22 protein-coding genes and 3 tRNA genes are annotated in these 21,076 nt (G+C 66.3%); 9 read left to right on the top strand and 16 right to left on the bottom strand.

The annotated features are described in order from the left end of the window. The first annotated feature begins 134 nt into the window (after window positions 1-134). The 3 genes from nadE (at window position 135) to N2K99_RS00825 (ending at window position 2,732) form a co-directional block, all read left to right on the top strand. Entirely contained in the window at window positions 135-956 is an 822-nt protein-coding gene (nadE, locus tag N2K99_RS00835) for an ammonia-dependent NAD(+) synthetase (RefSeq protein ID WP_227932606.1), read from the top strand. A gap of 115 nt (window positions 957-1,071) precedes the next feature. Next, complete coding sequence (locus N2K99_RS00830) at window positions 1,072-1,875, top strand: exodeoxyribonuclease III (RefSeq protein WP_227920748.1); 804 nt, start codon at window positions 1,072-1,074, stop codon at window positions 1,873-1,875. Between the two features lie 2 nt (window positions 1,876-1,877). After that, window positions 1,878-2,732 carry a hypothetical protein gene (locus N2K99_RS00825; RefSeq protein ID WP_227920746.1) on the top strand — a complete coding sequence of 285 codons (855 nt, stop codon included), beginning with the start codon at window positions 1,878-1,880 and terminating at the stop codon, window positions 2,730-2,732. Window positions 2,733-2,738: 6 nt separating this feature from the next. On the opposite strand, the gene N2K99_RS00820 is transcribed toward N2K99_RS00825, so the two are convergent. The 8 genes from N2K99_RS00820 to N2K99_RS00785 form a co-directional block, all read right to left on the bottom strand. Then, window positions 2,739-3,347 (bottom strand): hypothetical protein, encoded by a 609-nt coding sequence (locus N2K99_RS00820; protein WP_227932607.1) that lies wholly within the window; start codon window positions 3,345-3,347, stop codon window positions 2,739-2,741. Continuing rightward, window positions 3,344-3,931, bottom strand: a complete 588-nt coding sequence (locus N2K99_RS00815; protein ID WP_227920740.1) for a DUF6286 domain-containing protein — start codon at window positions 3,929-3,931, stop codon at window positions 3,344-3,346. The genes N2K99_RS00820 and N2K99_RS00815 overlap by 4 nt, the downstream gene beginning before the upstream one ends. After that, entirely contained in the window at window positions 3,928-4,302 is a 375-nt protein-coding gene (locus tag N2K99_RS00810) for a hypothetical protein (protein ID WP_227932608.1), read from the bottom strand. Before N2K99_RS00810 ends, N2K99_RS00815 begins: the two co-directional genes overlap by 4 nt. A gap of 11 nt (window positions 4,303-4,313) precedes the next feature. Continuing rightward, window positions 4,314-4,505, bottom strand: coding sequence for a DUF2273 domain-containing protein (locus N2K99_RS00805; protein WP_227920735.1), 192 nt, complete (start codon window positions 4,503-4,505; stop codon window positions 4,314-4,316). 64 nt (window positions 4,506-4,569) lie between these two features. Then, entirely contained in the window at window positions 4,570-5,064 is a 495-nt protein-coding gene (locus N2K99_RS00800; RefSeq protein WP_227932609.1) for an Asp23/Gls24 family envelope stress response protein, read from the bottom strand. Between the two features lie 136 nt (window positions 5,065-5,200). Beyond that, window positions 5,201-5,276: transfer RNA gene (locus N2K99_RS00795), tRNA-Phe, on the bottom strand. 56 nt (window positions 5,277-5,332) lie between these two features. Then, window positions 5,333-5,406 (bottom strand) — tRNA-Asp (locus tag N2K99_RS00790). Window positions 5,407-5,465: 59 nt separating this feature from the next. Further along, window positions 5,466-5,538, bottom strand: a tRNA-Glu gene (locus tag N2K99_RS00785). 145 nt (window positions 5,539-5,683) lie between these two features. Here N2K99_RS00785 and N2K99_RS00780 point away from each other — a divergent pair. Beyond that, the gene (locus N2K99_RS00780) at window positions 5,684-6,043 is read left to right on the top strand and encodes a metallopeptidase family protein (RefSeq protein WP_227920973.1); all 360 of its coding nucleotides are present in this window, start codon (window positions 5,684-5,686) and stop codon (window positions 6,041-6,043) included. A 9-nt stretch (window positions 6,044-6,052) separates the two neighbouring features. Next, window positions 6,053-6,982, top strand: coding sequence for a cation diffusion facilitator family transporter (locus tag N2K99_RS00775; protein WP_227932610.1), 930 nt, complete (start codon window positions 6,053-6,055; stop codon window positions 6,980-6,982). A 14-nt stretch (window positions 6,983-6,996) separates the two neighbouring features. On the opposite strand, the gene N2K99_RS00770 is transcribed toward N2K99_RS00775, so the two are convergent. Beyond that, window positions 6,997-8,001 carry a universal stress protein gene (locus tag N2K99_RS00770; protein ID WP_227932611.1) on the bottom strand — a complete coding sequence of 335 codons (1,005 nt, stop codon included), beginning with the start codon at window positions 7,999-8,001 and terminating at the stop codon, window positions 6,997-6,999. A 170-nt stretch (window positions 8,002-8,171) separates the two neighbouring features. Here N2K99_RS00770 and N2K99_RS00765 point away from each other — a divergent pair, with 170 nt between their 5' ends. Next, the gene (locus N2K99_RS00765) at window positions 8,172-8,813 is read left to right on the top strand and encodes an FAD-binding protein (RefSeq protein WP_227920730.1); all 642 of its coding nucleotides are present in this window, start codon (window positions 8,172-8,174) and stop codon (window positions 8,811-8,813) included. Between the two features lie 3 nt (window positions 8,814-8,816). On the opposite strand, the gene N2K99_RS00760 is transcribed toward N2K99_RS00765, so the two are convergent. Beyond that, window positions 8,817-9,422 (bottom strand): copper resistance CopC family protein, encoded by a 606-nt coding sequence (locus tag N2K99_RS00760; protein WP_227932612.1) that lies wholly within the window; start codon window positions 9,420-9,422, stop codon window positions 8,817-8,819. A 110-nt stretch (window positions 9,423-9,532) separates the two neighbouring features. Between N2K99_RS00760 and N2K99_RS00755 the strand changes: the two genes are divergently transcribed. Then, a complete protein-coding gene (locus tag N2K99_RS00755; protein ID WP_227932934.1) occupies window positions 9,533-10,963 on the top strand; it encodes an NCS2 family permease in 1,431 nt (476 codons plus the stop codon). A 98-nt stretch (window positions 10,964-11,061) separates the two neighbouring features. Here N2K99_RS00755 and N2K99_RS00750 read toward each other — a convergent pair whose 3' ends face one another. From N2K99_RS00750 to N2K99_RS00725, 6 genes are all read right to left on the bottom strand, one after another. Next, a complete protein-coding gene (locus N2K99_RS00750; RefSeq protein WP_227932613.1) occupies window positions 11,062-13,278 on the bottom strand; it encodes a catalase in 2,217 nt (738 codons plus the stop codon). 127 nt (window positions 13,279-13,405) lie between these two features. Beyond that, window positions 13,406-14,299, bottom strand: a complete 894-nt coding sequence (locus N2K99_RS00745; protein WP_227932614.1) for a spermidine synthase — start codon at window positions 14,297-14,299, stop codon at window positions 13,406-13,408. After that, a complete protein-coding gene (locus N2K99_RS00740) occupies window positions 14,299-14,811 on the bottom strand; it encodes a GNAT family N-acetyltransferase (RefSeq protein ID WP_227920721.1) in 513 nt (170 codons plus the stop codon). Before N2K99_RS00740 ends, N2K99_RS00745 begins: the two co-directional genes overlap by 1 nt. Before the next feature lie 46 nt (window positions 14,812-14,857). Beyond that, window positions 14,858-15,508 carry an O-methyltransferase gene (locus tag N2K99_RS00735; protein WP_227920719.1) on the bottom strand — a complete coding sequence of 217 codons (651 nt, stop codon included), beginning with the start codon at window positions 15,506-15,508 and terminating at the stop codon, window positions 14,858-14,860. Between the two features lie 41 nt (window positions 15,509-15,549). Beyond that, window positions 15,550-15,894 carry a thiamine-binding protein gene (locus N2K99_RS00730; protein ID WP_227920717.1) on the bottom strand — a complete coding sequence of 115 codons (345 nt, stop codon included), beginning with the start codon at window positions 15,892-15,894 and terminating at the stop codon, window positions 15,550-15,552. A 103-nt stretch (window positions 15,895-15,997) separates the two neighbouring features. Further along, window positions 15,998-17,512, bottom strand: coding sequence for an APC family permease (locus tag N2K99_RS00725; RefSeq protein WP_227920715.1), 1,515 nt, complete (start codon window positions 17,510-17,512; stop codon window positions 15,998-16,000). A 244-nt stretch (window positions 17,513-17,756) separates the two neighbouring features. On the opposite strand from N2K99_RS00725, the gene pta reads away from it, so the two are divergent. Both pta and N2K99_RS00715 read left to right on the top strand, forming a co-directional pair. Beyond that, window positions 17,757-19,829, top strand: coding sequence for a phosphate acetyltransferase (pta, locus tag N2K99_RS00720; RefSeq protein ID WP_227920713.1), 2,073 nt, complete (start codon window positions 17,757-17,759; stop codon window positions 19,827-19,829). Next, window positions 19,830-20,975 (top strand): acetate/propionate family kinase, encoded by a 1,146-nt coding sequence (locus tag N2K99_RS00715; RefSeq protein ID WP_227920711.1) that lies wholly within the window; start codon window positions 19,830-19,832, stop codon window positions 20,973-20,975. Window positions 20,976-21,076: the final 101 nt, after the last annotated feature.

The raw sequence follows: 21,076 nt of genomic DNA, 5'->3' as shown, positions 1-21,076 counted from the left end.
GGCACGGGGAGGACAGGGCTTTGGTCCCTTATGCGTCGTGACGCCGGTCGATTCGCGCCACCCGAGCCTGCGACGGCCCAACTCGCGCGGCTTTTCCCGGGCAGGGCACGGGCGTCGGATATAGGCTGTGACCCATGCGGAAACTACAAGCGGAAATCATTGCCGAACTAGGAGTTCAGCCCACCATTGATGCGGCCGCGGAAATCCGCCGCCGGGTGGACTTCCTCAAGGACTATCTGCACGCCTCACACTCCAAGGGATACGTTCTGGGCATCAGCGGCGGCGTGGATTCCACGCTCGCGGGCAAGCTTGCCCAGCTGGCCGTGGACGAGCTGAAAGCCGAGGGCACCGACGCGGAGTTCATTGCCCTCCGGCTGCCGTATCGGGTCCAGCATGACGAGGCGGACGCCCAGGCAGCCCTCGAGTTCATCGCGCCGTCCAAGTCCCTGGTCTACAACGTCGGACCGGCAGTGGACGGCTTCGAAGACGAATACGTGAAGATGACCGGCGAGAAAATCACCGACTTCAACAAGGGCAACATCAAGGCCCGGGTACGCATGACCGCGCAGTACGCAGTGGCCGGCCAGCACAACATGCTGGTGATCGGCACCGACCACGCCGCCGAGTCCGTCACGGGTTTCTTCACGAAGTTCGGCGACGGCGGCGCGGACCTCCTGCCCCTCTCCGGCCTGGACAAGCGCCAGAACCGGGCCCTGCTGGCCGAGCTGGGCGCCCCGGAAAAGCTCATCGGCAAGGCACCCACCGCCGATCTGCTGGACGACTTGCCCGGCCAGACCGACGAAACCGAGCTGGGCCTGAGCTACGACACCATCGACGGCTACCTGGAAGGCGGGGACACTCCCGCCGAAGACGCCGAAAAGATCGAGGCACGCTTTGTGATGACCCGGCACAAACGCACCGTACCGGTCACCGTTTCCGACACCTGGTGGAAATAGCCCCAGGTTCCCGAGCCCGCGCCGGCCTAGGCGGGCGGTCCGTCCAGACCGGCCGCGTACCCCGTGTGGCGCGGGGCGCAGTGTGGAGCCGGACGGGATTCGGTAACGTAGCAGTGTGAAGATAGCTACCTGGAACGTGAACTCCATCCGCGCCCGAGCCGACCGCATTGAGGCCTGGCTGCAGCGCTCCGACGTCGACGTCCTTGCCATTCAGGAAACCAAGGCGAAGGACGACAATTTCCCCTGGGAGCTGTTCGAAAAGAACGGTTACGAGGTGGCGCACTTCGGGCTGAGCCAGTGGAACGGCGTGGCGATCGCGTCCCGGGTGGGGCTCGACGACGTCGAACGCACCTTCCCGGACCAGCCGATGTTCGGCAAGACCGAAGAAACCACTGTGGCCGAGGCCCGCGCCATCGGTGCCACCTGCGGCGGCGTACGGGTGTGGAGCCTGTACGTCCCAAACGGCCGGGCCGTGGATGATCCGCACATGCCCTACAAGCTGCAGTGGCTCAAGACGCTCAAGAACCATGCGGCGGAGTGGATCACCAAGGATCCGTCCCTGGAACTGGCCCTGATGGGTGACTGGAACATTGCCCCGCAGGATGACGATGTCTGGGACATCGACTGGTTCCGCGCCCAGAACGCCACGCACGTCACCGAACCCGAGCGGCAGGCCTTCAACGAGTTCCTGGACGCCGGGTTCACCGACGTCGTCCGGCCCTTCCATCCCGGCCCCGGCGTCTACACCTACTGGGACTACACCCAGCTGCGGTTCCCCAAGCGCCAGGGCATGCGCATCGATTTCGTCCTGGGCTCCCCGGCCCTGGCCAAGCGGGTGACCGGAGCCGTGATCGACCGGGAAGAACGCAAGGGCAAGGGCGCTTCGGACCACGCACCCGTGATTGTGGAACTGGACTAGCCGTGGCGCGGCATCCGCAGCAGTCGCTGTACCGCACCTTCCCGTTTGTTTCCTACCTCCGCGTCTACGAGCCGCTGGACGCCTTTGATGATCACCAGCAGTTGGCAATCATGGAGCAGCGTGCCCGCGGACGCCACGAAACCGAGGTCCTGGAACGCACCGACGCCGTCCGCCGGCTGGTCCGGGTGGTCTCGGACCCCTTCCCGCACAACGCTACGGACTTGGTCCGGGTTCTGCATTATCCGGCGCAGGAAGGGGTCACCAACCGGTTGTACTGCCCCAACCAGCTGGCCGTGCGCACCTCCCTGGCGGCGGAATCCCTGGGCGAGTCGATCCGCGGCCCCCTGGTGGACGTGCTGGTCCCGGAAGTAGCCCGCGAGGCCCACGCCGCGCGGCTGGATCCGGATTCCTTTGCCGACTCGCTGGCGAAGCTCCACACCCGCTCCGCCACCTGGGGCGTGCCCTTCGGCTGGTTCGTCCTGCTGCACGAGGAGGACCACACCGAGGTGGTGGAGGATGACGGGCATGTCCAGACCGTCCGCCTCTCCGCGCCGGTGCTGCAGTGCATTGACCGGGCGCGTGCAGCCTCGGCTGCCTTGGCGATGGCCGCTCCGGAACTTGACCTGCTGGACGAGCTGGCCGAGCTGACCGCCTGGCTGGAAGTCTTTGACCCGGACGCCGTGCTGGAACTGGACTACGGCCCGGTGGCGGACCTCGTCTTTCCGGACGATTCCCCCTCCGACGTGCGGCTGGGGATCGAGTCCCTGGCCGACGGCGATATGACCGGCGCTGCCGCCGCGTACCGCCGGCTGGCGTCGCGGTGGATCCCCATCCGGCAGCTGGCCCGGGCCTCCTAGGCAGTCCTAGCGGACCCGGTCCTCCCGGCCGAAGCGCAGCCGGCGTCCGGCCTCCAGGCTCAGCAGCACCGGTGTCTGGTGTCCGAGGACGGTGTCCAGGGTTTCCACCAGTGCGGTGGCGTCGGCGGCAATCAGGTGCGGAGCGGCCCCCTGCCGCGGGGTAATCCGCACCCGCAGTGCACTGCGCCCCTTCACCGAGTAAGTGCTGACGGCGGAGGCAGCAACATCGGGGTTCTCGGAAAGGGCGCTGCGAAGGGCCTGCTCGGCCACGGTTCCGCTGATCTCGACCCGGCCGGGGGCGCCGTCGTCGTCGTATTCGGAGACAAGTGTTCCCGTCCGGCCGCCGCCCTGGCCGGCCATCCACACCGTCATCAGCACTATGCCCAGGAAGCTCAGCAGGGCTAGCGCCACCCAGATCCAGCTGCCGCCTCCCGGCAGCGCCGTGGCGGAGAGCGCGGAAGCCATGGACTGCCCGGCGTCGGCTGCGAACGCGTGCCAGACCTGCGCGGCGGCAGGCCAGGCGGAAATGAGCACCAGCCCTCCGCCGATGCACATCAGCACGAACCCAAGAAGCCCAAGCAGGAAACGGTTCAGTGCCCGGGGTGTGGCGTTCACTGTCCAATCACCCCGGTTTCGGCAACCCGTACGCGGACCGCCGGCTGCGGGTCCAGCTTGGTCAGCAGCAACTCGTCCTCCACTGCGCCCCGCACCGCCTCGGCGTCCACGGGAGTGCCCGACGTCGGGCGGATCTGCACCTCCACCAGGGTCCTTCCCACCGTTACGAGCACCTGCTGCGGAGTGACGTCAGCGCGCATCCGGGCGCACCGGGCCAGCGATGCGGCCAGGACTTCACCGTCCACAACGACGGCGGCACGCGGGTTGGGCAGCGCATAGCGGGCGCGGCGTCCGGGCAGCACGGCCGGCAGGAAGAACAGCAGGCCTGCAAGGAAAATCAGCGCGCCGGACAATCCGAGGATCACCGGGTCCGTGCCTGCGGGAAGATCCGCCAGCCACTGCCAGAAGGTAGGCGGATCGATCAGCCACGCCTCCTGGCCCAGCGCCTGGAGCACCGATTCCAGCAGGACATACGCGAAAAAGAGAATGCCAAGGACGGCCGCAAGGGCCGACGCGGCGGTGCGGGCCGAATGGGTTTCCCGTCGAAGGATTCTGTTGGTTACGTCCAGGTCCGCCTGCTTCACTGCACCCGCCTTCCTTCCACCGGCAGCGCGCCGGTGATGCGGATGTCAACGCGGGATAGACGGGACCCGGTAAGGTCAGCCACCCGTCGGAGCAAAACAGGTTTGGCGGCGTGTGCCCGCTCCCAGACCGTCCCGCCGGCGCGCTGCAGCATGGCGGGAGTGAGATCCTGCAGCGGGGGCAGCGCAATGGGCAGGGATACCGAGAGCGCAAGCAGCCCGCGGTCATCGGTCCACTGCACGCGCACCTGCTGTGCCGGCACGCGGAAGTATTCGGACGCGGCCGCCTTGGCGGTGCTGGTCAGCGCCTGGGTGCTGATCCGGTTGTGCCCGGCCAGCCCCGCCCCGGTTTCCATCGCCGGAGGCGCTGTCATTCCGGCGGTGCTCACGAAGAGGAGCGGCGGCCGGTCAGCGCGTCGGTTACGCTGCGGAAGTCGATCTTTCCTTCCGCAGCGCGGCCCAGCAGCGCTCCGACTGCAATGAACAGGGCGGTCAGCAGAAAGCCCCAAAAATCGAATATCAGTGCGGCGAAAGCCAGTACGGCCCCGATTGCCATTCCCACGACTGTTGGTTTCATTTCCCCTGCCTTAATACCTGCTCCACATAACCCGGTGCGTCCTGCGAGGAACGTGCTTTGAAGCCTATACCGCTTTCGCGCCGCCGACCGGTGCGGAACCGGTTGGCTCGGTGGGAAGCTGTACGTCCGAAATTTCCACGTTAACCTCCACCACGCGAAGGCCCACGAGTTTTTCCACGGCACCGTAGACCGCGGCACGGACATTGTTCGCAACGACCGTCAGGGCATTGCCGTAGACGGCGATCAAGCTGATATCGACGGCGACTTCGCGTTCGCCGACCTCCACGTGCACACCGGAGGTGGCGCTTGTGCCGCCGACGGCGTCCCGCACGGCACCGAGCGCCCGCCCCGAACTGTTGCCGAGGTTGAAGACGCCGGGAACCGCCCGTGCAGCAATTGCGGCAACCTTGGCCACTGCCTGCTCGCTGATGGAGTTGCGGCCGCCGATCACGGCGGCATCGCCGGTACCCGTCACGGCGTGCGCCGGGACTGCCGGTGCGGGGGCGGTTGGTGCCGCAGTGACGGGAGCGTTCGCTGATGTGTTCCGGGGCTCATCCATGGGTTCAGCGTATCCCGGGAGCGGAACGTTTTGCAGGGCGCAGCAGCCGCCGATCCGCGCTGTGTGCGGGCAACTTCCGGCGGGCAAAAAGAAAAACCCCGTCCTGTCTCCTGCGAGACAGCTACGGGGTTTTAGCTGGTGGCTCCGACCGGCGTCGATCCGGTGACCTTTCGATTTTCAGTCGAACGCTCTACCAACTGAGCTACAGAGCCTGGCATCATCAACCGATGATCACCGAGATCTTCCAAATCGCTTCAGAAAATCTGAGCGACCCTGACGGGACTTGAACCCGCGACCTCCGCCGTGACAGGGCGGCGCGCTAACCAGCTGCGCTACAGGGCCTTGCATTTCACGAGTGTAAACTCTACCAGATTCTCACCGGCTCATTTACCACTCCTGAGTACCCCCAACGGGATTCGAACCCGTGCCGCCGCCGTGAAAGGGCGGTGTCCTAGGCCGCTAGACGATGGGGGCCAACAGAACACACATGGATTGAAGCGGCTGGTGAACCAGTCGTTTCGCTCCCTTGTGGACTCTAAAACTATAGGGCTTATTTCCGGAATATCCAAAACGGTTCCGGTGAGGGCTGCGCCACTACAGTGGAGGGGTGCCAATCGAGATGAACCCGGACGAGTTTGACGCCTGTGTGGAAGCAGCCCTCGACTCCATTCCTGCGGACCTGTCCCGCGCCATGAACAACGTGGCGGTCTTCATCGAGGATGAGTATGAGCCGGGCCCGCACGAAGATCCGGACACGGAACTGCTGGGGGTCTATGAAGGGACCCCGCTGACCGAGCGGGATTCCTGGTGGGATGCGGGTTCCCTGCCGGACCGGATTGTGGTGTTCCGCGGGCCCTTGCTTCGGATGTGCGACAGCCGGGAGGAAGTGGTGGACGAGGTCCGCATCACCGTCATCCATGAGGTGGCCCATCACTTCGGCATCAACGACGAACGGCTGCACGAACTGGGCTGGGGCTAGCCTTTAACCATGAGTGAACATCACGGGCACAGCCACGGGCTGGGCACAGTCACCGCTACCGGTAAGCACCGGCGGCGCCTCCTGATCGTTTTCCTCATCACCATCTCGGTGGTCCTGATCCAGGTTGCCGGCGCCCTGCTTTCCGGTTCCTTGGCCCTGCTTGCAGACGCGGGCCACATGCTCTCCGACGCGGCGGGGGTTTCCATTGCGTTGTTCGCGGCATGGATTGCCGCCCGCCCGGCCACGTCTCGGCGGACCTACGGCTACCAGCGGGCCGAAGTCCTGGCGGCCCTGGCCAATGCCGTGCTGCTGATTGTGATTGCCGTAGTGATCTTCGTCGAGGCGGTCCGCCGCCTGGGCACCGAAACCGACGTCGACACCGGGCTGATGCTGCCGTTCGCCGTCGTGGGCGGCCTGGCGAACCTCATCTCCCTGCTGGTGCTGCATGCCGGACGCAAGGAATCCCTGAATGTGCGCGGCGCCTACCTGGAGGTCCTGGGGGACCTGCTGGGCTCGGCCGCCGTGGTGGTCTCCGCCGTCGTCATCATGACCACCGGCTATCAGCAGGCAGATACCTGGGCCTCGATCCTGATTGCCCTGATGATTGCCCCGCGGGCCTGGTCGCTGCTGCGCGAAGTGATCGACGTGCTGCTGGAGGCCACCCCGCAGGGCGTGGACGTGGGCATGATCCGCGACCACATTGTGTCGGTGGACGGGGTCTCGGACGCGCACGACATCCACATCTGGACCATCACCTCCGGGGTTCCGGTGTTCTCCGCGCACGTGGTGCTGGAAGAGGAACACCTCACTCCGGACGGCCTGGACACCGTCCTGGACCGACTGACCCGATGCCTGAGCAGCCACTTCGACACCGAGCACTGCACCTTCCAGCTCGAGCCGGCCAGCCACGCCGTGCACGAAGGCCAGCAGCACGCCTGATCGCGTGCGGCCGGTTAGTCGGCGATCATCGGGCCGAAGTTCGGCCGGTCCAGCAGCCGGGGATCGTCATGGTCCGGCACCACCATCAGCGGTCCCTTTGCGTGATGCAGCACGCTCTGGCTGGTGGACCCCATCAGCATGCCGGCAAAGCCGCCGCGGCCGCGGGTGCCCAGCACCAGGAGCTCAACCTTTGCGGTGCGTTCAATCAGGATCTCGCCCGGCGCCCCGTCCACCAGTTCAACGGTCATTTCCAGTCCCGGGAAGTGGCTCTGCAGCCAGTCCCGGCCGGCGTCGAGCTGTTCATGCAGCTCCGCATGCAGCGCCTCGATGTCCAGCGGGGCAGGCACCCAGGCCAGCGAGCCGGTGAACGGCGGCAACGCGCACAGAATACGCAGCGGCAGCCCCATGTTCTGCGCCTGTTCGGCCGCAACCAGTGATGCGGCACGGCCCTGTTCCGAGCCGTCCACGCCGACGACGACGGCGCGGTGCACGGCGTCCGGATCCGGCGAGTTTGCCGGGGGCCGTACTCCCGAGTCGGGAAGCCGTCCGGCGGTCCGCAGGGGCACCACCACCGTGGGGCACTTCGCGTGTGCCGGGAGGGCGCTGGAGACCGAACCCAACAGGCGCCCGACAAAACCGCCGCGGCCGCGTGATCCCACCACCATGAGGTCCGCGTCTTCGGAGAGCTCCAGCAGGACGGCTGCCGCATCTCCGGTCTCCACCCGCGGGATTACTTCCAGCCCGTAGTGGCTGATCCGTTCCACGGCCTCGTCCAGCACCTGCCGGGCGCCGTCGCGGATCATTGCGTCATCGACAGTGGTGTAGCCGGCGTCCATGGAGGAAGCGGCAAAAATGGGCACGGTGTACGCCGTCACGACGTGCAGCGGACACTGCCGCCGCCGCGCCTCCCGGGCAGCCCAGAACAATGCGCAGATGCTCTGGTCGGATCCATCCACGCCGACGACGATGCCCGCAGGCCCGTCAGCACCGGCCCCTGCGCCCCAGGTCGAATCAGTCATCTGCCGCTCCCTCTGGTCCCCAACCGGCGTCATCCTCCGGCTGTCCTTGGCAGTAGCGTACCGCGCCGGGCGGCGGGCTACGCTACCGCTGCCGGGCAAGTGCCTATATGGTTCCGCCTCAGGACCGCAGCCTGTGGGGAGGTTCCCAAACCGTCGGAAGGAACGACTGCGTGGATTCTTTCCAGAACGCGCAAACCGGTTCCGCTGGGCAGAAGGAAACAAAGCACGAGGAAACGGCAACGGAGCTAACCGAGGCCGTGGTGATCGGCTGCGGACTCAGCGGGTTGGCGGTGGCCACCGAACTATGCCGGCAGGGGGTGGACTCGATAGTGGTCCACGGCCCGGCACCGGCCGCAGCCACCATCCGGGAGGCGGCGTCTGAGCCGGAGGTGTTCCCGGAACGGCTGGAACTGCTGCGCGTGCTGCACGCCTATGCTGCCAGCCACCGGCTGGACGTCCGGGAGGATTCCGCAGCGCAGGAAATGACTTTGGCTGCGTCCGCCGGCCTGCTTCCCTCGCCGGCGGCCGCTTCCGGCAAATGGGCCATCCGCACCGGCAGGAACCTGCTCCTGGCCGACTATGTGGTGCTCACCAGTTGCTCCAGATCGGATCTGCGGAAGCTGGCCCGGGCGCTGGGCGTGGGCGCCGGACCGGAAGCAGTGGAGGCGTTGCGGGGAATCGGCGTTTACCTCGTCGGCGTGGGCGAGAACCTGCTGCCGTCCCTCCGCGGCCTCATGCGCCAAGCCAAGGCAGCCGGTGAGGCCATTGCGGACGCGGGGACACCTACCCCGCATGGTCCTGCCCAGGGGTGAGTGCTAGTCCTCGCGCAGCCGCCGACGCACGATCAGGGCAATCAGCACTGCGACGGCGAGAAGCACCACCGCTGCCGGCACAACCACCGGCCACGGGGATCCGGCATCGGCGGACTGGTTCAGCACCGGGCTTTGGCTCGCTGCGGGCGGCAGGGGCGCAGCAGTAGACGGAGCGGCGGTGCCGGTGTCGGTCGCGGTGCCGCCGCCGCCTGCCACCGTAAACCCGAATGTCCCCTCGATCGGGTGGGCATCAGAGGACACCACGCGCCACTGAACCGTGTAGCTGCCGGCAGGCGCTCCGGGGCGGAGCTGCTGGGTGGCGGTGTTGTCCAGGATCCGCACCTGGCCCTCGGCCCAGTCCGTTCCTTCCTCATCCAAAACCCGCACCTCGGAGCCGATGGCCGCCGGAACGTTTGAGAAGGTCAGCTCCACGGATTCCGGTGCCGTGTCCACCACTGCACCGTTGCCCGGGGTGCTGCCCGTGAGTTCATCGTGTGCAGCAGCGGGCGGGGCGGAGACCAGCAGCCCCGCGCAGAGGGCCAGCAGGAAGGCAGCAGCCACAGCGGCGAAACGGGACTTGGGAAGGTAATTGCGCACAAGGTTCGTCACCGTTTCAGCCTAACCGCCAGTTCTTCGCGGTACTGCCGCGTGCCCGCGATAAGATCTAAATGCTGGATTCCCTCACCATCCCCACCACTGGTCAGTTCAGAGGACGCGTCATGCTCAAACAAGGTTCAAAGCTGGACCGTTACTTCGAAATCACCAAGCGTGGTTCCTCCGTATCAGCCGAAGTACGCGGCGGTTTGGCCACGTTTTTCGCCATGAGCTACATCGTGGTTCTCAACCCGCTGATTCTCGGCGGCGAGGACTCGATGGGCAACACCATGCCCGGCCCTGCAATTGCGGCGGGCACTGCCCTGGTGGCAGGCATCCTGACCCTGATTATGGGCATCTGGGCCAAGCACCCGTTCGCGATCGCCACGGGATTGGGCGTCAACGCCTTCGTGGCCGTGACGGTTGCCTCCAACGAGGGATTGACCTGGCCTGACGTGATGGGCCTGGTAGTCATCGCAGGCCTGGCGATGGTGATCCTGGTCCTCACCGGATTCCGTACCGCCGTTTTCCGGGCAGTTCCGCCCAGCCTGAAAACCGCGATCGTGGTCGGCATCGGCTTGTTCGTAGCGCTGGTCGGCCTGGTCAACGCGGGCTTTGTCCGGCGTAACCCGGATGCGGCCGGCACCACTGTGCCGCTGGGCCTGGGCAACGGCGGCCAGTTGCTGGGGTGGCCCACGCTGGTGTTTGTCTTCGGCCTGCTGCTGACCATTGTGCTGATGTCCCGCAAGGTCCGGGGCGCGATCCTCATCGGCATCGTCGCCTCGACCGCTTTCGCCGTCATCGTCGAATGGCTGGCCGAGCCGGGCAGCCAGGGCGCCGGAGTGGCCACCGGCTGGTCGCTGGTGACCCCGAGCATGCCCCAATGGGCTGCTCCGGATCTCTCCCTGATCGGCGATGTCAGCCTTGTAGGGCCCTTCCAGACCCTGGGCGGAGTGGCCGCCTCGCTGCTGGTCTTCGTGATCCTGCTCAGCATCTTCTTCGATGCGATGGGCACCATGGTGGGCCTCGCCACCGAGGCCGGCAGCATCGACAAGGACGGCAATATCCCCCGCGTGGAGCGCGTCCTGCTGGTGGATGCCGCGGGTGCGGTGGCCGGCGGCGGTGCCGGTGTTTCCTCCAACCAGATTTTCGTGGAGTCCGGCGCCGGCATCGGCGAAGGTGCGCGCACCGGGCTCGCCTCCGTGGTCACCGGCCTGCTGTTCATCGTGGCCATGTTCCTGACACCGCTGATCTACCTGGTGCCGTTCGAAGCCGTCGCCCCTGCCCTGGTGGTCGTGGGCTACCTGATGGTCTCCCAGGTGGGCAAGATCGACTGGAGCGACATCGGGCTGGCCCTGCCGTCCTTCCTCACCTTCACGCTGATGCCGTTCACCTACTCGATCGCTGACGGCCTTGGTGCCGGGTTCATCTCCTTCACCATCATCCGCGTCTTCCAGGGCCGGGGCCGTGAGGTCCACCCCCTGATGTACGTGGTGGCAGCGGCATTCGCCCTGTTCTTCGGCATCGGTCCCATCAGGGAGCTGGCGGGAATCTAGGCAGGGACCAATTCCGCCCGGTACTGCCAAACACGAAGGGACCCGCAGCCGCGGATCCCTTCGTGTTTAACCGGTTTCGGCACCGGCAACCGCATCAGCTATGCAGCAGGAAAACGCTCCCACACCCGGTGGTTCGCCAGGAGCGCGGTAACGCCGGACGCAACCTCGGCGGCTCCGCCTACAACAACGCCGGCTGTTTCAGCGGGGATGCCGGCGGCCGCAAGGACCGAAGCGCCGTCCCCCCAGGCCCCGATGGCCTTGGCATGGCGGAAGGCTTCCGTCAGGAGCAGGGTGACCCTCGGGTCGAGGGAGGGGTGCCCGCCGGGGTTGCCCGCCTTGGCATCCAGGCTATCCACCGCATCCGGTGCCGCGGCACCCGAAGCCGCTGCTACAACCACGGCATCGAATTCGGTGGAGCGGGCCGTCAGGTAGGTCCGCTGGACCGTGATTTCAGCGCCCAGCTTGCCGCCGTGCGGTGCAATGACCAGCGGGACCATGCCCTCTGCATGGACAGCTGCCAGGACCTCGGCAACCGAGGCCAGGTCGGATGTTTCATCGGCAACAACACCGACCACCCGGCCGGCTACCGGCCAGGAGCCGCCGAGCTGGCTGAGTGCAGGGCTGGGGGCAGTGTCGGCAACGTCGAGGGCGGGAGCCGGGGCCGTCAGGCCCAGGCCGGCAGCCACGTCCTCGGCAAGGCGCTTGTCGATATTGGCAAGCGACTGGAGCTGGCGCAGCCGGATGTTCTCCTCATAGCACTTGCCCAGTTCAAACGTGTAGGCCTGAACCACATGGTCCTGTTCCACCGGCGTCAGGGAACGGAAGAACATCCGTGCCTGGCTGTAGTGGTCATCAAACGTCGCCGGATTCTCGCGCACCTTGCGGGCCGCGGGCACCTCGACAGGAACGTCGATGAAGGCACCCATGTCTGCTCCGGCCATAAAGGGGCAGCCGCCGTCGAGGGAGTTGGGCTGGTACGGCGCCACGCCGGAATGGTCCGCACTCTGGTGGAACCCGTCCCGGAGCATGTCGTTGACGGGTGCATGCGGGCGGTTGATGGGAATCTGGCTGAAGTTCGGGCCGCCCAGCCGGGTCAGCTGCGTATCGATGTAGGAGAACAACCGGCCCTGCAGCAGCGGGTCGTTGGTGACGTCGATGCCCGGCACCAGGTGTCCGGGGTGGAAGGCGACCTGTTCGGTTTCCGCGAAGTAGTTCGTGGGGTTCGCGTTGAGCGTCATGGTGCCGATGACCTGGACGGGGGCCAGTTCCTCGGGGACGAGCTTGGTCGGGTCCAGCAGGTCGATGCCCTCGAACATTTCGTCTTCGGTGTCGGGGAACACCTGGATGCCCAGATCCCACTGCGGGAACGCGCCGGCTTCAATCGCGTCCGCGAGGTCGCGCCGGTGGAAGTCCGGATCCATGCCGTTAATGATCTGTGCTTCTTCCCAGACCAGGGAGTGCACACCCTGCTTGGGCTTCCAGTGGAACTTCACCAGGGTGGTTTGGCCCGCGGCGTTGACCAGGCGGAAGGTGTGGACGCCAAAGCCTTCCATGGTGCGGTAGGACCGCGGGATACCGCGGTCGGACATGTTCCACATGGTGTGATGCTGCGCTTCGGTGTGGAGCGAGACGAAGTCCCAGAAGGTGTCGTGGGCGCTCTGGGCCTGCGGAATCTCCCGGTCCGGGTGCGGCTTCCCGGCGTGGATTACGTCGGGGAACTTGATAGCGTCCTGGATAAAGAACACCGGAATGTTGTTGCCGACCAGGTCATAGTTGCCCTCGGCGGTGTAGAACTTGGTGCTGAAACCGCGGGTGTCCCGGACCGTGTCCGCAGAACCGCGGGAGCCGAGCACGGTGGAGAAGCGAACAAAGACGGGAGTTTCCACGCCCTTGGCCAGGAAACCGGCCTGCGTGACTCCTTCGGCCGCGCCGTTGGCGGTAAACACGCCGTGGGCGGCAGCGCCGCGGGCGTGGACCACGCGCTCGGGAATGCGCTCGTGGTCGAAGTGGGTGATCTTTTCCCGCAGGTGGTGGTCCTGCAGAAGCACCGGGCCCCGGGGGCCGGCCTTCAGGGAATGATCGGTGTCCCGCAACCGCGCACCCTGGGCAGTTGTGAGGAATTGTCCGCTCTGCGCGGTGGAGGCCTTCGGTGCCCCGGTGGCCACACCTGTGGCAGTAACGGTCTCCGGTCCATCCTGGTCAGGCTTGGGCGGCAGCGGTTCGCGCGGCTGCGTCGGTTCGGCCAGTTCCGGGGCCTGCGGCGCCGGGGCGCCCGGGACGGGCAGGTCGGGTTCGGATGTGCTCTTGCTGAACATGTAGCCTCCATCGTGGTTGTCCAACCGCCGCCCGAAAGCCGCGGCCGTTTCCACCACCCTACTAAGTAAGCATGCTGACTGTTAAGCGGAGGCTGCCGGTCCGGCGCCCTTCGGCGCCCGCGGCGCGCTACTGGCGGGGGGCCGCGACCGACTGTTCCGCGGGCACCTCCCGGACAGGGTCGTCATGCAGTGGCCGGGAACCGGCCGCGAAGCTACGCACTTTTTCGTCCGCCCACAGATGGGCCGGCACTGCTCCCCCCAGCAGGGTGCGGGGCAGGGACGGATCCTCCGCAAACGGGGTGTCGCTGCCGGCCAGGATGATATTGCCGTAACGACGGCCCTTCAGCATGGCCGGATCGGCTATCGCCGCGGTGTACTCAAACGCCGCACAGATGGTGGCGGCTTCGGCGCGGGCACCGCGCAGGTCCGGGGTGTCACCGCAGTTCACCACGTAGACGCCGCCGGGAGCGAGCACCCGGACCACCTGCGCGGTGAATTCCGTCGTCGTCAGCGGCACCGGTGTCTTGGCACCGGCGAAGACATCGCGGATCACCAGGTCGCGGCTGTCCTCGTGCAGGGTTTCGGTGACGGCACGGGCCTCCCCCACCCGCAGCCGCAGCAGGGGTGCCCGGGGCAGGTCAAACCACCCGCGGACCAGCTCAGCCAGCCTGCCGTCCAGTTCCACGGCAACCTGCCGGGCACCGGGATAGACGGCAGCCAGGTACCGGGCCAGCGAACACGCCGCCGCCCCCAGGTGCAGGGCACGCAGCGAGGCATCCGGACGCCAGCGGGATTCCACCAGGGCGGCGATCCAGCGCATGTATTCGAAGTCCAGGTGCCGCGGGTCGGCAAGGTCGATATGCGAACTGTGCACTCCGTTCACCATCAGGATCCAGCCGTCGGGGCTGAAGGAATCCGGAACCAGTTCGCAGGTTCCCGTGTCGATCGGATAGGTGCCGGCCACCGGGCCGGTGCCGGCCACGGCGTCCACCGGGTCCTTGCCGGGGCGCTTGCGCCCCATCAGTGCCTCACCATCCGGATTTCCACCATGCCGGTGCCGGCCCAGACCTGCGGCAGGTCCTTTGACGTTCCATCCGCCACAAAGCCGTTGCGCCGGTAAAACGCCTGGGCACGAGCATTGTCCTCGAGCACCCAGACGTAAGCGGGTTCCTTTTCCACGGCCTGCTCCAGCAAGGCTTGTCCAACACCCTTTCCGTATGCTTCGGCCAGGATGTAAATGGACCAAAGTTCCAGCGGAACGTCCGCGTCGCTGTCCCGTGCGGGGCCGGCGGACGCGAAACCAAGGAGCCGGCCGTCTTCCGAGTGGGCCAGCCAGTTTCGAATGGCCGGCTCCATTGCCTGTTCGGCCAGAGCTGCCCGCCGGTGTTCGACGGCGGCGCTGCGGTCCGCTTCCCGGCGCCGGAACACCTCATCCCCCAGTACATGGGCGTAACTCTCCCGCCAGGACTGCAGATGGACGGACACGAAGTCCTCGGCGTCGCCGGGGAGGGCGCGCCGGATACTAAAGCTCATATCTCCAGCTTAAGTCGGCTCCGGCTACGTCCCTGACCGGGGAGAGTCACGCCACCACCGCCAGCGCAAACCCGTCCCACCCCTTGCTCCCCACTGTCTGCAGGGCGGTGGCGTCCAGCCGCGGATGCGAGCCCAGGATGTCCACCGCAGCGCGGGTGCCCTGCACCGCTTCGTCGCCGCCGGGGTCCAGGACGCTGCCGCCGCGGACCACGTTGTCCAGCACAATCACGCTCCCCGGCCGGGACAGTTTCACCGCCCACTCCAGGTAGGCGGGGTTGTTGACCTTGTCCGCGTCAATGAAGAACAGATCGAACGGCTCTGCCTCGGCCAGATCCGGCAGGGTGTCCAAGGCTGCGCCCACCCGAATGGTCACGCGGTCCAGAAGCCCGGCCGCGGCCAGATTGGCGCGGGCCACCTCCGCATGGCGGGGTTCGTATTCGCACGTGATGAGTTCGCCGTCGTCGGGCAGCGCCCGGGCGAGCCAGGCCGTGCTGAACCCGCCCAGGGTGCCGATCTCCAGGATCCGCCGGGCACCGGAGATGCGGGCCAGCAGCATCAGGAACTTCCCCTGCGCGGCGGTTACCTCGATTGCCGGCAGCCCTGCGGCCCCGGTCGCAGCAATGATGGCTTTCAGCTGGTCATCCGGCCGCACCACGCGGCTGCTGAGGTACTCCTCGACCTGCTCCCACTGCGACATCCCCTGCTCCCGTTCCGCCGGTGTGTCCGGCCGCTGCGTGCCTAGGCGTGCCCGCTGTACTCGTCCAGGTCGCCGAGTGCCTTTTCCAGCCGTTCCACCTTGCCGGTCAATTCACCGGTGTGCCCCGGCCGGATATCCGCCTTGAGCACCAGCGAAACCCGGCTGCCGTACTGGCCAACCGCTTCCGTGGCCCGGCGGATGACATCCATGACTTCGTCCCACTCGCCCTCAAGGGTGGTGAACATGGCGTCCGTGGAATTCGGCAGGCCGGATTCCCGGACAATTCGAACGGCGGCGGCCACGGCGTCGTGCACCGAGGCCGACGGACCGCCGGCGGGTGTCTGTGGGCCGGTACCGGACGGAGCGACGGAAAAGGCTACAAGCATCTGCCCAGTGTGCCACTGCAGGCACCAAAAAACCCGCGCAGGCCGCTCGGAGCAGCCTGCGCGGGTTTAGGGGTTTGCTGGCGGACCGTTCGGCCCGCCGGGCTCAGACTGCCGCGTCCCGGCTTTCACCGGCGGCGGCCACGTCATGGAATTTCTCGTTGAGACGCGAATGCCGCTGCCCGTAGGCGAAGTACAGCAGGAAGCCAACGACCAGCCAGCCCGCGAAGTAGATCCAGGTCTCAACAGCCAGGTTGGTCATCAGGTACAGGCACAGCACCGCGGAAAGGACCGGGATCACCGGACCGAAGGGCACCCGGAAGGCCGGGCGCAGGTCCGGACGCTTTTTCCGCAGCACCAGGATGCCCAGGCTAACCACCACGAACGCGGAGAGCGTGCCGATGTTGATCATTTCCTCGAGAACGTCCACCCGCGTGAACCCTGCCACCACGGCCACCAGGACACCGAGGATAATCTGCAGCCGGGCCGGCGTGGAGTGCTTGTCGCTGGTCCGGGAGAGCGAGCGGGGCAGCAGGCCGTCGCGGGACATCGCCAGCACCACGCGGGCCAGGCCCATCAGCAGCACCATGATCACCGTGGTCAGGCCAATCAGGGATCCGACGGCGATGACCGATGCCGCACCGGTGTTTCCCACAAGTGCAAAGGCCGTTGCGAGGTTGGGGTCTTCGGCTGCGGCCAGGTCGGTGTAGGGGACCATGCCGGTCAGCGCCAGGGAGACGCCGATGTAAAGCAGCGTGACCACGGCCAGGCCGGCGAAGATGCCCCGCGGAAGGGTCTTGCCCGGGTCCTTGACCTCTTCGGCAGAGGTGGCCACCACGTCGAATCCGATGAACGCGAAGAAAACGATGGCGGCGCCGGCAAAGACACCGAACAATCCGTACTGCGCAGGGGCGGCACCGGTCAGGAAGGAGAACAGGGACTGCTTCAGGACCCCCGAGCTTCCATCAGTGGCGGTGGAGACCGGGTCCGGAATAAACGGCGTGTAGTTCTCCGCCTTGACGTAGAAGAAACCGGCGACAATCACGAAGAGCACCACGCCCACCTTGATGATGGTGAAAACGTTGCTCACCTGAGCGGAAAGCTTGGTACCCATGACCAGGAGGAAGGTAAAGACTGCGACGATCAGGAACGGTCCCCAGGTCAGCGAAATCACACCCAGTTCCAGCGTTGCCGGTATGTCCCAGCCGATAAGTGCAAAGACCTCGCTGAGGTAGATGCCCCAGTACTTCGCAATAACTGCCGCTGCGGTGAACAGCTCCAGGATGAGGTTCCAGCCGATGATCCAGGCAGCCAGCTCGCCCATCGTGGCGTAGGTGAACACGTAGGCGGAACCTGCCACCGGAATGGCCGTGGCGAACTCGGCGTAACACATGATGGCGAGCGCGCAGGTGATCGCCGCCAGGACGAACGAAAGGGTTACGGCCGGGCCGGAGAACTGCCCCGCTGCCCGGGCGCCTACCGAGAAGATACCGGCGCCGACGGCAACCGCGACGCCCATAATCATGAGGTCCCAGGTGGTGAGTGAGCGCTTTAGCCGACGGCCGGGCTCGTCGGCGTCCGCAAGGGAACTCTCGATGGGTTTGGTACGGAAGAGACTCACGTGGATCCTCGCCTTATCTGAGGGAAATCTAACCGATCAATCTTAGGCTGGGCGCCATGCGGCTTTTATTTTAGTCTCACATTCTGAGACGCCGGAGTCCAAGAAGCACCTCCTGCGGAACCGGCACCGGGGCGCTGGCTGGCAAGTGCCGCGGCCTTTTGGGAGGATGGATATGACGTACGCCACTCGCTTGTCAGGGGCGGCTAACCCAGGTTTCATCCCGGCAACGAACGGACAAGCAGCTATGGCCCGCGGAATCTATGTAAGCGCCATGACGCCCGGATCCGGCAAATCCCTGATCAGCCTGGGGCTGGCGGACATGCTCGGCCGGCACGCAGACCGGGTGGGCTTTTTCCGGCCGATCGTCGAGGGCGACAATCCGGCACAGGATCCCATGGTGGAGCTGATGCAGCGCCGCTTCAACCTGGGCCCGGCCACCTGCCGCGGCGGCCTGACCCGGACCCAGCTGCGTGCATTGCTGGTTGCCGGGGAGCGTGGCGAAGTTGATGCCCGCTGCCTGGCCGTTTACAGCGAAATTGCCGCAAACTGCGACGTCGTCATTGTCGAAGGCACCGATCTCTCCGGGCACGACGTCGCCCTGGAGTTCGATCTCAACGCCCGGCTGGCCAATGACCTGGGCACTGTCGTGCTCGCCGTCGTCAACGCCCAGGACACCACTGCGGCGGAGACGGCCGACGCCGTCGACGTGGCCCGCCGCCAATTGGCCGACGCGAAGTGCGACCTGCTGGCCGTGATGGTCAACCGGGCAGCACCGTCCGACGTCGAGGCCATCACCAGCGCCATCCGGCCCGGACAGAGCGGCCGGCCGGTCTACGTCATTCCCGAACAGAGTGAAATCTCCCAGCCGTCGATCGCCGAAGTGCAGACGGCGCTGCGGGCCCGCCAAGTGGCAGGCAGCGCCAACCTTGAACGCGACGTTTCCGCAGTCAAGGTTGCCGCCATGACCGTTGGGAACTTCATCCCGCAGCTTTCGGACGGGACCCTGGTGATTGTCCCGGCCGACCGCGCCGACGTTATGGTCGCCACCCTGGCATCCTCCTTCTCCTCGGACTTTCCCGTGGCCAGCGGCATGATCCTCACCGGCGGCATCGAGGTGGAACCGGCCATCCTGGGACTGCTGGCTTCGGCACCCTTCCCAGTCTTCGAAGTCGAAACGGACACCTATATCACCGCGCGCAGGGTCAGCAGGGTCCGGGGCGAGATTTCCAGCGGCAACCGGCGGAAGGTCGCCGCAGCCCTGGGCACCTGGTCCCGGCATGTGGATGAGGCCGAAATGCTGGAACGCCTGGCACTGCCCCGCCCTGCCACCACCACACCGCTGCGGTTCCTCAATGAGCTGATCGTGCGGGCCCGTACCAGCCGGCAGCGGATCGTGCTGCCGGAAGGGTTGGACCTGCGGGTTCTGCAGGCCGCAGAGATCCTCAGCCGGCGGGACGTGTGTGCCCTGACGGTGCTGGGCCCGGAGGGCCAGATCCGTGAACTGGCAGCAAGCGAGGGCATTGACTTGTCCAACATCAACCTCATCAACCCGGCAACCAGTGCCCTGCGGGAGGAATTTGCCCGCGAATACGCCACTCTCCGTAAACACAAGGGCGTATCCCTGGAAGACGCCAGCGAACGTATGCTCCACGGGGCATATTTCGGCACCATGATGGTGCAGCTGGGCAGGATGGACGGCATGGTCTCCGGCGCGGCCCACACCACCGCCAACACCATCCGGCCTGCCCTGGAGTTCATCCGGACCCGCGAGGGCGTCAAGATCGTCTCCTCGGTGTTCCTGATGCTGCTGGAGGACCGCGTCCTTGTCTACGGGGACTGTGCAGTGAATCCGGACCCGGACGCCGAGCAGTTGGCGGACATCGCCCTCGCCTCCGCCGCCACCGCCGAGCAGTTCGGAGTCACGCCGCGGGTCGCCATGCTCTCCTACTCCACCGGCTCCTCCGGAACGGGCGGCTCGGTGGAACGCGTCCGGCAGGCCACCGAGCTGGTGCGCCGCGCCCGCCCGGATCTCCCGGTGGAAGGACCCATCCAGTACGACGCCGCCGTCGATGCCTCCGTAGCCGCTTCCAAGGCACCCGGTTCCTCGGTGGCGGGACAGGCCACGGTGTTCATCTTCCCTGACCTGAATACCGGAAATAACACCTACAAGGCCGTGCAGCAGTCCGCCGGAGCCGTGGCCGTGGGCCCGATCCTGCAGGGCCTGCGCAAACCAGTCAACGACCTCAGCCGCGGCTGCACCGTTGAGGACATCGTGAACACCGTGGCCATCACCGCGGTGCAGGCACAGGAGGATTAAATGCTGGTTCTTGTCATCAATTCCGGGTCCTCTTCGCTGAAGTACCAGGTCCGGGAGACCGATACCCAGGAGCTGCTGGCCAAGGGAATCATCGACCGGATCGGCGACGTGGTTCCGGACCACGCGTCCGCGCTGGAAGAACTCAGCAGCAGGCTCCGCGACGAGCTGGACGGACGCACTATCGACGCCGTGGGGCACCGGGTGGTGCACGGCGGGGAACGCTTCAGCGAACCCGTACTGGTCAACAACGAAATTGTCCGCTCGATTGAACGGCTCAGCCCGCTGGCCCCGCTGCACAACCCCGCGAGCGCCATGGGCATCCGCGCCGTCCATGACAAGTGGCCGAAGATCCCGCAGGTGGCCGTCTTCGACACCGCTTTCCACCGCACCCTGCCCGAACACGCCTGGCGCTATGCACTGCCCGACAGCCTGTACCGGCGTCACGGCATCCGCCGCTACGGCTTCCACGGCACCAGCTACGCCTACGTCGCACCGGCCGCTGCACGCTTCCTGGGCATTGAGCCGTCAGAGTTCAACGGCGTGATCGCCCATTTGGGCAACGGTGCCTCGGTGGCGGCCATCAAGGACGGCAGGAGCATCGACACATCCATGGGATTCACCCCCCTGGAGGGCCTGGTAATGGGCACCCGCAGCGGAGATGTTGACCCGTCGATCCTCATTTTCCTGGCCCGGCAGGGGTACGACGCCGACGCCCTGGACAACCTGCTCAACCGGGAGTCGGGGCTGCGGGCCCTGGCCGGCGAGTCGGACATGCGCGGTATCGAGGAAGCGGCCGACAACGGCAATGAGCAGGCTCGACTGGCCCTGACCGTGGCCGCCTACCGGCTGGCCAAGTACATCGGTGCCTACCACGTGGCCGTGGGCGGCGCGCAGGCGGTGGTTTTCACTGCGGGGATCGGCGAAAACGGCTGGAGTTTCCGCCAGCTGGTGGTGGACCAGCTGGGTCCCCTCGGCATCCGGCTCGACTCCGAAGCCAATCTGGCACCCGGCAAGCAGGCCCGGCGCATCAGTACGCCCGACTCTGCCATTGCCGTCCTCGTGGTGCCCACCGACGAAGAGGAGGCCATTGCGGAGGCGACCGCCGCCGTCGTCGGACACCACAAGGAATCCGCAGCTACGTTCTGAGCGTTTGCAACCGAAATCCGCTAAAAGGGAAAGAACGGCAGACAGCAGGACATCCGCGTTGATACGGTTGCAGACCCGGTTAAGCAGCGGCCGGGGATACC

Origin of the sequence: Arthrobacter sp. zg-Y1110 (assembly GCF_025244865.1) — a bacterium.
Taxonomy (GTDB): domain Bacteria; phylum Actinomycetota; class Actinomycetes; order Actinomycetales; family Micrococcaceae; genus Arthrobacter_B.
This window is presented reverse-complemented; position numbering and strand designations above follow the sequence as displayed.

Bases quoted from the DNA above. Each gene is read 5' to 3' on its own strand.
- N2K99_RS00715 (WP_227920711.1), top strand. From the start codon at position 19,830: ATGCTGGTTCTTGTCATCAATTCCGGGTCCTCTTCGCTGAAGTACCAG.
- N2K99_RS00805 (WP_227920735.1), bottom strand. From the start codon at position 4,505: ATGAAACCAACAGTCGTGGGAATGGCAATCGGGGCCGTACTGGCTTTC.
- N2K99_RS00755 (WP_227932934.1), top strand. From the start codon at position 9,533: ATGCTCAAACAAGGTTCAAAGCTGGACCGTTACTTCGAAATCACCAAG.
- N2K99_RS00810 (WP_227932608.1), bottom strand. From the start codon at position 4,302: ATGACAGCGCCTCCGGCGATGGAAACCGGGGCGGGGCTGGCCGGGCAC.
- N2K99_RS00800 (WP_227932609.1), bottom strand. From the start codon at position 5,064: ATGGATGAGCCCCGGAACACATCAGCGAACGCTCCCGTCACTGCGGCA.
- N2K99_RS00730 (WP_227920717.1), bottom strand. From the start codon at position 15,894: ATGCTTGTAGCCTTTTCCGTCGCTCCGTCCGGTACCGGCCCACAGACA.
- N2K99_RS00775 (WP_227932610.1), top strand. From the start codon at position 6,053: ATGAGTGAACATCACGGGCACAGCCACGGGCTGGGCACAGTCACCGCT.
- N2K99_RS00740 (WP_227920721.1), bottom strand. From the start codon at position 14,811: ATGAGCTTTAGTATCCGGCGCGCCCTCCCCGGCGACGCCGAGGACTTC.
- N2K99_RS00745 (WP_227932614.1), bottom strand. From the start codon at position 14,299: ATGGGGCGCAAGCGCCCCGGCAAGGACCCGGTGGACGCCGTGGCCGGC.
- N2K99_RS00770 (WP_227932611.1), bottom strand. From the start codon at position 8,001: ATGACTGATTCGACCTGGGGCGCAGGGGCCGGTGCTGACGGGCCTGCG.
- N2K99_RS00735 (WP_227920719.1), bottom strand. From the start codon at position 15,508: ATGTCGCAGTGGGAGCAGGTCGAGGAGTACCTCAGCAGCCGCGTGGTG.
- nadE (WP_227932606.1), top strand. From the start codon at position 135: ATGCGGAAACTACAAGCGGAAATCATTGCCGAACTAGGAGTTCAGCCC.
- N2K99_RS00780 (WP_227920973.1), top strand. From the start codon at position 5,684: ATGAACCCGGACGAGTTTGACGCCTGTGTGGAAGCAGCCCTCGACTCC.
- pta (WP_227920713.1), top strand. From the start codon at position 17,757: ATGGCCCGCGGAATCTATGTAAGCGCCATGACGCCCGGATCCGGCAAA.
- N2K99_RS00750 (WP_227932613.1), bottom strand. From the start codon at position 13,278: ATGTTCAGCAAGAGCACATCCGAACCCGACCTGCCCGTCCCGGGCGCC.